The organism is Rhodococcus maanshanensis NBRC 100610, assembly GCF_001894865.1.
Classification (GTDB): Bacteria; Actinomycetota; Actinomycetes; order Mycobacteriales; family Mycobacteriaceae; genus Rhodococcus_G; species Rhodococcus_G maanshanensis.
Genome location: NZ_BCXA01000076.1, coordinates 1 through 9,195 on the forward strand (window position 1 = coordinate 1; position 9,195 = coordinate 9,195).

General features: G+C 69.3%; 11 protein-coding genes. 6 read left to right on the plus strand and 5 right to left on the minus strand.

The genetic code is table 11. The features are described 5' to 3' along the window. Positions 1-62 precede the first annotated feature (62 nt). Both RM1_RS25590 and RM1_RS25595 read right to left on the minus strand, forming a co-directional pair. On the minus strand, positions 63-977 hold the full coding sequence (locus RM1_RS25590; protein WP_072754410.1) for an SDR family oxidoreductase: 915 nt from the start codon (positions 975-977) through the stop codon (positions 63-65). After that, on the minus strand, positions 974-1,753 hold the full coding sequence (locus RM1_RS25595; protein ID WP_027502830.1) for an SDR family oxidoreductase: 780 nt from the start codon (positions 1,751-1,753) through the stop codon (positions 974-976). Before RM1_RS25595 ends, RM1_RS25590 begins: the two co-directional genes overlap by 4 nt. A gap of 131 nt (positions 1,754-1,884) precedes the next feature. Between RM1_RS25595 and echA20 the strand changes: the two genes are divergently transcribed. From echA20 to RM1_RS25615, 4 genes are read left to right on the plus strand one after another with little or no spacing between them, the layout of a single operon-like run. Beyond that, positions 1,885-2,646: a (7aS)-7a-methyl-1,5-dioxo-2,3,5,6,7,7a-hexahydro-1H-indene-carboxyl-CoA hydrolase gene (gene echA20, locus RM1_RS25600; protein ID WP_072754411.1), complete on the plus strand. Its 762-nt coding sequence runs from the start codon at positions 1,885-1,887 to the stop codon at positions 2,644-2,646. A 14-nt stretch (positions 2,647-2,660) separates the two neighbouring features. Beyond that, positions 2,661-3,542, plus strand: coding sequence for a cholesterol ring-cleaving hydrolase subunit IpdA (gene ipdA / locus RM1_RS25605; protein ID WP_072754412.1), 882 nt, complete (start codon positions 2,661-2,663; stop codon positions 3,540-3,542). Continuing rightward, positions 3,539-4,297 (plus strand): cholesterol ring-cleaving hydrolase subunit IpdB, encoded by a 759-nt coding sequence (gene ipdB / locus RM1_RS25610; protein ID WP_072754413.1) that lies wholly within the window; start codon positions 3,539-3,541, stop codon positions 4,295-4,297. The genes ipdA and ipdB overlap by 4 nt, the downstream gene beginning before the upstream one ends. Next, a complete protein-coding gene (locus tag RM1_RS25615) occupies positions 4,294-5,358 on the plus strand; it encodes an NAD(P)H-dependent flavin oxidoreductase (protein WP_072754414.1) in 1,065 nt (354 codons plus the stop codon). Before ipdB ends, RM1_RS25615 begins: the two co-directional genes overlap by 4 nt. Positions 5,359-5,439: 81 nt before the next feature. Here the strand turns inward: RM1_RS25615 and RM1_RS25620 are convergent, their stop codons facing one another. Beyond that, positions 5,440-5,718, minus strand: a complete 279-nt coding sequence (locus RM1_RS25620) for a DUF2277 domain-containing protein (RefSeq protein WP_072754415.1) — start codon at positions 5,716-5,718, stop codon at positions 5,440-5,442. A gap of 105 nt (positions 5,719-5,823) precedes the next feature. Between RM1_RS25620 and RM1_RS25625 the strand changes: the two genes are divergently transcribed. After that, positions 5,824-6,444: a TetR/AcrR family transcriptional regulator gene (locus RM1_RS25625; protein WP_072754416.1), complete on the plus strand. Its 621-nt coding sequence runs from the start codon at positions 5,824-5,826 to the stop codon at positions 6,442-6,444. 93 nt (positions 6,445-6,537) lie between these two features. Here the strand turns inward: RM1_RS25625 and RM1_RS25630 are convergent, their stop codons facing one another. Both RM1_RS25630 and RM1_RS25635 read right to left on the minus strand, forming a co-directional pair. Then, positions 6,538-7,689 (minus strand): acetyl-CoA C-acetyltransferase, encoded by a 1,152-nt coding sequence (locus tag RM1_RS25630; RefSeq protein WP_072754417.1) that lies wholly within the window; start codon positions 7,687-7,689, stop codon positions 6,538-6,540. 9 nt (positions 7,690-7,698) lie between these two features. Then, positions 7,699-8,331, minus strand: a complete 633-nt coding sequence (locus tag RM1_RS25635) for a TetR/AcrR family transcriptional regulator (protein ID WP_027502838.1) — start codon at positions 8,329-8,331, stop codon at positions 7,699-7,701. Positions 8,332-8,372: 41 nt separating this feature from the next. Between RM1_RS25635 and RM1_RS25640 the strand changes: the two genes are divergently transcribed. Then, positions 8,373-9,131: an SDR family NAD(P)-dependent oxidoreductase gene (locus tag RM1_RS25640; RefSeq protein ID WP_245816631.1), complete on the plus strand. Its 759-nt coding sequence runs from the start codon at positions 8,373-8,375 to the stop codon at positions 9,129-9,131. The last annotated feature ends 64 nt before the right edge of the window (positions 9,132-9,195 follow it).

Consider the following 9,195-nt stretch of genomic DNA (forward strand, 5'->3'; position numbering starts at 1 on the left):
TTCGCGATGTCCTGAACGCAGACACGAGTCCACACACTCGTCAACCGCGCACAGGCGGCCGCCTACGCCCCGTAGACCGGGGTGGGGGTCTCCGCCTTCTCGAGCAGATCGGCCACGACGGGGCCGATCTCCTTCGGATCCCAGCGCTCGCCCTTGTCCTGGGTGGGGCCGTGCCGCCAGCCCTCGGCGACGGTGATCTTGCCGCCCTCGACCTCGAACACCCGGCCGCTGACGTCCTTCGACTCGGCACTGCCCAGCCAGACCACGAGCGGGGAGATGTTCTCCGGCGCCATCGCGTCGAAGCCCTCCTCGGGAGCGGCCATCGCCTCGGCCATCGCGCCGCCCGCGCCCACCGTCATGCGGGTGCGCGCCGCGGGGGCGATCGCGTTGACGGAGACGCCGTAGTTCTTCAGCTCGGCGGCGGCCTGGATGGTCATCTCCGCGATGCCCGCCTTGGCGGCCGCGTAGTTGCCCTGGCCGATGCTGCCCTGCAGGCCGGCGCCCGAGCTGGTGTTGATGATCCGCGCGTCCACCGGACGGCCGGCCTTGGACTCGGCGCGCCAGTACGCGGCCGCGTGCCGCAGCGGGGCGAAGTGGCCCTTGAGGTGCACCCGGATGACCGAGTCCCACTCCTGCTCGCTCATGCCGACCAGCATCCGGTCGCGCAGGAAGCCGGCGTTGTTGACCAGCACGTCGAGGCCGCCGAAGTTGTCGATGGCGGTCTTGATCAGGTTCTGCGCGCCGTCCCAGTCCGCGACGTCGTCGCCGTTCGCCACGGCCTGTCCGCCCGCGGCGATGATCTCCGCGACGACCTGCTCGCCGGGGCTCTCACCGGTCGCGGTGCCGTCGCCGCCGACACCGATGTCGTTGACGACGACCTTCGCGCCCTCGGCCGCGAACGCCAGCGCGTGCGCCCGCCCGATACCGCGGCCCGCGCCCGTCACGATGACGACGCGACCGTCTACAAGTCCGCTCACTTCTTGGTCTCCTCTGCTGTTGATGCCGCCAGGAAGGCGGGGCGCTCGCCGCCGCCGTGCACGGTCAGTGTCGAACCGCTGACGTAAGACGCCAGCGGCGATGCCAGGAAGGTCGCACAGTTCCCGATGTCCTCGGGACGCGCCATCCGACCCAGCGGGACGGTCTCGCTGACCGCGGCGAGGCCGTCGGCCCCGCCGTAGTGCAGGTGACTCTGCTCGGTCTCGACGAGCCCGACGACGATCGAGTTCACCCGGACCTTCGGCGCCCACTCCACCGCGAGGCTGGCCGCCAAGCTGTCGATGCCGGCCTTGGCGGCGCCGTAGGCGGCGGTGCCAGGCGACGGGCGGCTGCCGCTGACGCTGCTGATCATCACAATCGAGCCGCCGGTGTCCTGCTTCTGCATGACGGCGTTCGCGATCTGCGAGATCAGGAGCGGCGCGAGCAGGTTCAGCTCGACGATCTTCGAGTGGAAGCGGGGGCTGGCGTCCGCGGCCAGGGCGTACGGCGCCCCACCCGCATTGTTCACCACGGCGTCGAGCCGGCCGTGGGTGGCGACGATCGAATCGATCATCGACTGCACCTGCTCGGCGTCGCGAAGGTCGCAGGAGATGAACTCCACACCGCGGCCGTCCACCTCGATCGGCTCGTCGGCCGGCCGTCGCGCGCAGGTCACCACCGTCGCGCCTGCGCGCAGGAAGGCGCGGCTGATACCCGCACCCACGCCGCGCACACCGCCGGTGACCAGCACCACGCTGCCGTCAAGACCTAACTCCACCAGTACCTCCACTGTCAGGGATTCTCTGCGGGTCGGGGGTCATCCGGGCAAAAGCGAACTCCAGCCCGACCCGCAGGTGTGCTAACTTACCAAGCAATCGCTTGGTTTGGCGACCTACCTAAGGAATCACGATGGGAATCACTTCCAAATCCGATGGGGCCGGCATCACCACGGTCACCGTCGACTACCCGCCCGTGAACGCCATCCCGTCTAAGGGATGGTTCGAACTGGCCGACGCCGTCCTCGCGGCGGGCAAGGATCCGAGCACCCACGTGGTGATCCTGCGAGCCGAGGGGCGCGGCTTCAATGCAGGCGTCGACATCAAGGAGATGCAGGCCACCGAGGGCCACGGCGCCCTGATCGACGCGAACCGCGGCTGCGCGGCGGCGTTCTCCGCGGTCTACGACTGCGAGGTTCCCGTCGTGGTCGCCGTCAACGGCTTCTGCGTCGGTGGCGGCATCGGCCTCGTCGGCAACGCGGACGTCATCGTCGCGTCCGACGACGCGATCTTCGGGCTGCCCGAGGTCGACCGCGGCGCACTCGGCGCGGCCACGCACCTGGCCCGGCTGGTCCCCCAGCACATGATGCGCACGCTGTACTACACGGCCAAGAACGTCGATGCCCAGACGCTCAAGCACTTCGGCTCCGTCTACGACGTCGTCCCGCGCTCCGAGCTCGACGCGTGTGCACTCAAGATCGCAGGCGAGATCGCCGCCAAGGACACCCGGGTCATCCGGCGCGCCAAGGAAGCGATCAACCGCATCGACGTGATGGACGTGCACACCAGCTACCGGATCGAGCAGGGCTTCACGTTCGAGCTGAACCTCGCCGGCGTCGCCGACGAGCACCGCGACGAGTTCGTCGCCACCGGCAAGCCGCGCGCGAACAAGTAGGGAGTTGAAAGACAATGCGTGACAAGAGGATGTCGCTCGACGAGGTCGTCGGCGAACTGCGCAGCGGCATGACGATCGGCCTCGGCGGCTGGGGCTCGCGCCGCAAGCCGATGGCCTTCGTGCGCGCGATTCTGCGCTCGGACGTCAAGGACCTGACCGTCGTCACCTACGGCGGACCCGACCTCGGCCTGCTGTGCTCGGCCGGCAAGGTCAAGAAGGCGTACTACGGATTCGTCTCGCTCGACTCCGCGCCGTTCTACGACCCCTGGTTCGCCAAGGCCCGCACCACCGGCGCCATCGAGGTCCGCGAGATGGACGAGGGCATGGTCAAGTGTGGCCTCGAGGCCGCCGCAGCCCGCCTGCCGTTCCTGCCGATCCGCGCGGGCCTCGGCTCGGACGTCCAGAACTTCTGGGGCGACGAGCTCAAGACCGTCACCTCGCCGTACGCGGATGAGTCCGGCCAGGCCGAGACCCTCATCGCGATGCCCGCGCTGAACCTGGACGCGTCGTTCGTGCACCTGAACCTGGGCGACAAGCACGGCAACGCCGCCTACAACGGCGTCGACCCGTACTTCGACGACCTGTACTGCATGGCCGCCGAGAAGCGCTACGTCTCCGTCGAGCGCATCGTCGAGACCGAGGAACTGGTGAAGGCCGTTCCGCTTCAGTCGCTCCTGCTCAACCGCATGATGGTCGACGGCGTCGTGGAGGCCCCGAACGGCGCCCACTTCACCCTCGCAGGCGAGAGCTACGGCCGCGACGAGAAGTTCCAGCGTCACTACGCGGAGGCCGCCAAGACCCCCGAGTCGTGGCAGGTCTTCGTCGACACCTACCTGTCCGGCAGCGAGGACGACTACCAGGCCGCCGTCAAGAAGTTCGCAGAGGAGCAGGCATGACCTCCACCGAGACCATCACCCGCGCGGAGTACTGCGCGATCGCGTGCGCCGAGATCTTCTCGGGCGCAGGCGAGATCATGGCCAGCCCGATGTCGACGCTGGCGACCATCGGCGCGCGCCTGGCCCGGCTCACCACCGAGCCCGACCTGCTCATCACCGACGGCGAGGCGCTGATCTTCAGCGACACCCCCGCGGTCGGCGCGAAGGCCCCGATCGAGGGCTGGATGCCCTTCCGCAAGGTGTTCGACGTCGTGGCCTCCGGTCGTCGCCACGTGGTCATGGGCGCCAACCAGCTCGACCGCTACGGCAACCAGAACCTGTCCGCGTTCGGCCCGCTGCAGCAGCCGACCCGGCAGATGTTCGGCGTCCGCGGCGCCCCCGGCAACACCATCAACCACGCCACCAGCTACTTCGTCCCCAAGCACACCTCGCGCGTGTTCGTGGACAAGGTGGACGTGGTCTCGGGTGTCGGCTACGACAAGGTCGATCCCGCGAACCCGGCGTTCAAGTACCTGCACCTGCACCGCGTCGTGAGCAACCTCGGCGTCTTCGACTTCGGCGGACCGGACCACACCCTGCGCGCGCTGAGCCTGCACCCGGGTGTCACCGCGGACGAGGTCGCCGAGAACACCTCCTTCGAGGTCGCCGGGCTGGCCGAGGCGGGCGTGACCCGTGAGCCCACCGCCGAGGAGCTGCGGCTGATCCGCGAGGTCATCGACCCGCGCGGACTGCGTGAGCGCGAGGTCCAGGCGTGACCGCCGTGCTGCGGACCCCGCTGACCGAGCTGGTCGGCATCGAGCACCCGATCGTGCAGACCGGCATGGGCTGGGTCTCCGGCCCGCGCCTGACTGCCGCCACCTGCAACGCGGGCGGCCTCGGCATCCTCGCCTCGGCGACGATGACCTACGAGGAGCTCGAGGCGGCGATCAAGAAGACCAAGCAGCTCACCGACAAGCCGTTCGGCGTCAACATGCGCGCCGACGCGTCGGATGCCGGGCAGCGGTGCGACCTGCTGATCCGTGAGGGCGTCAAGGTCGCCTCCTTCGCGCTCGCGCCGAAGAAGGACCTGATCGCCAAGCTCAAGGACAACGGCATCGTCGTGGTCCCGTCGATCGGTGCCGCCAAGCACGCCGTCAAGGTCGCCTCCTGGGGCGCGGACGCGGTGGTCGTGCAGGGCGGCGAGGGGGGCGGCCACACCGGTGGTGTCGCGACGACGCTGCTGCTGCCGTCGGTCCTGGACGCGGTCGACATCCCGGTGATCGCCGGCGGCGGCTTCTTCGACGGGCGCGGCCTGGCGGCGGCGCTGTCCTACGGCGCGGCCGGCGTCGCGATGGGCACCCGCTTCCTGCTCACCAGCGACAGCGCGGTGCCGGACTCCGTCAAGCAGGAGTACCTCAAGCGAGGCCTGCAGGACACCACCGTGTCCGTGAAGGTGGACGGCATGCCGCACCGGGTGCTCAACACCGACCTGGTCAACAGCCTCGAGAAGTCCAGCTACGCAAAGGGACTCGTCGCCGCGACAAAGAACGCCCTGAAGTTCAAGGCTATGACCGGCATGAAGTGGTCGACGCTGGCCAAGGACGGCCTGGCGATGAAGAAGTCCGGCGACCGGACGTGGCAGCAGATCATCATGGCCGCCAACACCCCGATGCTGCTCAAGGCCGGCCTGGTCGAGGGCAACACCGAGGCGGGCGTGCTCGCGTCCGGTCAGGTGGTCGGCATGATCGACGACCTGCCGAGCTGCCAGGAACTGATCGATCGGATCATGGCGGACGCCGTGAAGCGGATCGACGCGCTGGGCGCGCTTCGCGCCTGACCGGCACCACCGGCGCGCGCTGAGCGCACTCCCCCATGTTGAAGGGCACCATCGGCCGTTTGAACCGGCCGGCGGTGCCCTTCAGTCGTTCGCCGCGGCCGCGGCCATCCGCGCACGGACCTCGGGCCTGCGCAGCGGCGGCACGGTCGCCGGTGGCTGCTTGCGGGCGGGCAGCACCCCGAGCAGCCGCATCGTGGTCGCCGTGACCTCGGCGACCGCCTGCTCGAAGGGCTCCCTGGTGGCGTCGGACAGCTTCTGCACTCCGCTCACCTTCCGCACGTACTGGCGGGCGGCCGCTTCGATCTCCTCCGCGGTGGCGGCCGGCTCGAGGCCGCGGAGCTCGGTGATGTTTCGGCACATGCCCCGACGATAACCCCGAGCCGCCTCGAGCGACGTGATGAGTTCCGTGTCACCCCGTAACTATTATCGCTCCGGGGCTGTTCAGCTCCGGTATTGTCCGGCGATGTGAATGGATCCGGAGATCACCCAGTCGAACCAGCCGGCCCAGGCCGGCCCCGAGATCCCCAGGTCGACCGGTCGGTCCTCGATGCGACCATCGCACTGCTCGTCGAGTCGGGCTACCAGAAGACCACCATCCAGGCCATCGCCCGACGTGCCAAGGTCAGCGCGCCCGCAATCTACCGCCGCTGGGCCACCCGCGAGATGATCATCGAGGACGCCATCTTCGGCCTCGAGTCCATGGGCGACGTGCCGCTGCCCCCGAACACCGACGACCTGCACGCCGACCTCCTGGCCTGGACGCGCAGTTTCCTCGAGCGCGCCGCGCACCCAGCCGCCCGCTCCGCGATACCGGGGCTGATGTCCACCTGGAATCACAACGAGGGCGTCTACGAGCGTCTCGTGCAGCGGGCCGAGATCCCCACCCGCAAGGCGCTGCTCGACCGGATCATGCTGGCGGTGCCGGACGCGGAGCCGTCCGCCGCCTCGTCCACCGCGGACACCATCTTCGACCTGCTGGTGTCGACCACCATGCTCCGCGGCGTTTCGCGCGGGTACGAGGACGCGGACGCGTGGTGCGAGCGCATCGCCGACGCGCTGTTCGCGCTGATCGGCACCATCGACTGACGGACACCGTCCGCCCGGCCCTCCGACGAATTCGGCCCCGCGTCCCTCCTGGTGGAGGGACGCGGGGCCGGATCTGCTTGCGCGGAGGGGTTTCTAGCCCAGACGCTCGATGATCGTCACGTTCGCGGTGCCGCCGCCCTCACAGATGGTCTGCAGGCCGTAGCGCCCACCGGTGCGCTCGAGCTCGTTGAGCATGGTCGCGAACAGCTTGGTGCCGGTCGCGCCGAGCGGGTGACCGTTCGCGATCGCGCCGCCGTTGACGTTGACCTTCGCCGGGTCGGCGCCGATCTCCTTGATCCAGGACAGCACGACGGGGGCGAACGCCTCGTTGATCTCGATGACGTCGATGTCGTCGATGGTCAGGCCGGTCTTCTCCAGCGCGTACTTGGTCGCGGGGATCGGTGCGCTGAGCATGTAGATCGGCGAGGCACCGCGGGCGCTGATGTGGTGGATCCGGGCGCGGGGCTTGAGCCCGTGCGCCTTCACGGCGGCCTCGGAGGCCAGCAGCGTCGCGCTGGCGCCGTCGGAGATCTGGCTGGCCAGGGCGGCGGTCAGGCGGCCGCCGTCGGTCAGGGTCTTGAGCCCGGCCATCTTCTCCAGGCTGGTCTCACGCGGGCCCTCGTCGATGCTGAACTCGCCGACCGGCACGATCTCGTTGTCGAAGCGGCCCTCGGCGATCGCCTTGCGCGCGCGCTCGTGGCTCTGCAGCGCCCAGCGCTCCATCTCCTCGCGGCTGATGTCCCACTTCTCGGCGATCAGCTCGGCGCCGTGGAACTGCGAGACCTCTTCGTCGCCGTAGCGGTGCTCCCAGCCCGTCGAACCCTTGAACGGGGTCTCGAACCCGAACTGCTCGCCGACGACCATCGCCGAGGCGATCGGGATCATGCTCATGTTCTGCACGCCGCCGGCCACCATCAGGTCCGCGGTTCCACTCAGGATCGCCTGCGCCGCAAAGTGAACGGCCTGCTGGCTGGATCCACACTGACGGTCGACGGTGACCCCGGGAACATCCTCCGGGTAGCCGGCTGCCAGCCACGCGGTGCGCGCGATGTTGCCTGCCTGCGGACCGATCGCGTCGACACAGCCGAACACGACGTCGTCGATCTCGTTCGGGTCGACCTGGTTGCGCTCGAGGAGCTGCTTGATCACCCCGGCGCCGAGGTCCGCGGGGTGGACCGCGGAGAGGGCGCCGCCCTTCTTGCCGACCGCGGTGCGGATGGCGTCAACAATGTATGCCTCAGGCATGGAAACTCCCTACGAATCGGACCGTGACTGTGGGCTGGAGAGCCCGTCGAGCACAATGGCGAGATACTGCTTGGCGACCGTTTCCGCGGTCATCGGGCCTCCCGGCCGGTACCAGCGCACCGGAACCCAGACGGTGTCACGCATGAAGCGGTACACCAGCTCCACGTCGATGTCGGGGCGGAAGCTGCCGTCCGCGATGCCGGCCTCGAGGACCGAGACCCACAGGCCGCGGAACTCCTTGTTGCGCTCGGTGATGTACTCGAAGCGCTCGTTGCCGACCAGGTGCTTGGCCTCGTCCTGATAGATCGCGACCGCGGCGTGCGAACCGTCGATCGCCTCGAAGGACGCGACCACCATCGCCTCGAGGGTGGCGCGCGATCCGAGCCCGGCCGCGACGATGTCGCGGTAACGGCCGAACAGCTCGTCCAGGAAGCCCTTGAGGATCTCGTCGACCATCGACTCCTTGGAGTCGAAGTGGTGGTAGAGACTGCCGGACAGGATCCCGGCCGAGTCGGCGATGTCGCGCACCGTGGTGGCGCGCAGACCGCGCTCGGCGAACAGGGAGGCGGCCAGCGCGAGGAGCTCGGCGCGGCGGCCGGACTTGCTGGCAGACTCTTCGGCAGCTCTGGGCGGAGGGGTCACACCCGACAGAGTATCAACCAAGCGCTTGTTAGGGTATCGGGGTGCAGCAAAACACTTGCGCCGTGATCACCGGCGGATCGGGCGGCATCGGGATCGAGATCACCCGGCGGCTCGCCGCGCAGGGGCTCCCCGTCGCGTTCACCTACCGTTCCGGCGCCGACCGCGCCGCCGCCCTTGTCGAGGAGATCACCGCGGCGGGCGGTCGGGCCCGCGCCGACGCTGTCGACCTGACCGACCGCGACCGGGTCGCGAAGTGGGCCGAGGAGATCACCGCCGAGCTCGGCGATCCGTCGGTGCTGGTGCACGCGGCGGGTCCGCACATCCCGATGGTGCACCTGTCCAAGGTCTCCCCCGACACCTTCTCCGAGCATCTCGGCGCCGAGGCCACCGCGTTCTTCGCGCTCGTGCACGCCCTGCTCCCCGGGCTGCGCGCGGCGCGCGGCTCGGTCGTCGCGGTGACCACCGCGGCCACCGACCGCTTCCCGGTCCGGGACGGCCTCTCGTCCGGGACGAAGGGCGCCGTCGAGGCGCTGGTCAGGGCGTTCGCCGCCGAGGAGGGCCGCTTCGGCGTCCGCTTCAATTCGGTCGGGCCCGGCATGCTCACCGACGGCATGGCCGAACGCCTGATGGGCAATGCCGACCTCGACGAGCGCGCACAGGCCGTCGCGATGAGCCGGATCCCCCTGCAGCGCTTCGGCTCCGCGGTCGACATCGCCGAGGCGGTCTGCTTCCTCGCGAGCGACAAGGCCGGCTTCATCACCGGCCAGAAACTGAACGTCGACGGCGGCTACACGGTCTAGGCGGCTGCGCCGCCCGTGCGTGGTTGACGAGTCCAGACACTCGTGTGCTGTCTCAGGACTTCGT

What these genes read in the sequence shown, in the direction of transcription:
- ipdB (WP_072754413.1), top strand. Translation starts at nt 3,539, where the DNA reads ATGACCTCCACCGAGACCATCACCCGCGCGGAGTACTGCGCGATCGCG.
- echA20 (WP_072754411.1), top strand. Translation starts at nt 1,885, where the DNA reads ATGGGAATCACTTCCAAATCCGATGGGGCCGGCATCACCACGGTCACC.
- RM1_RS25630 (WP_072754417.1), bottom strand. Translation starts at nt 7,689, where the DNA reads ATGCCTGAGGCATACATTGTTGACGCCATCCGCACCGCGGTCGGCAAG.
- ipdA (WP_072754412.1), top strand. Translation starts at nt 2,661, where the DNA reads ATGCGTGACAAGAGGATGTCGCTCGACGAGGTCGTCGGCGAACTGCGC.
- RM1_RS25620 (WP_072754415.1), bottom strand. Translation starts at nt 5,718, where the DNA reads ATGTGCCGAAACATCACCGAGCTCCGCGGCCTCGAGCCGGCCGCCACC.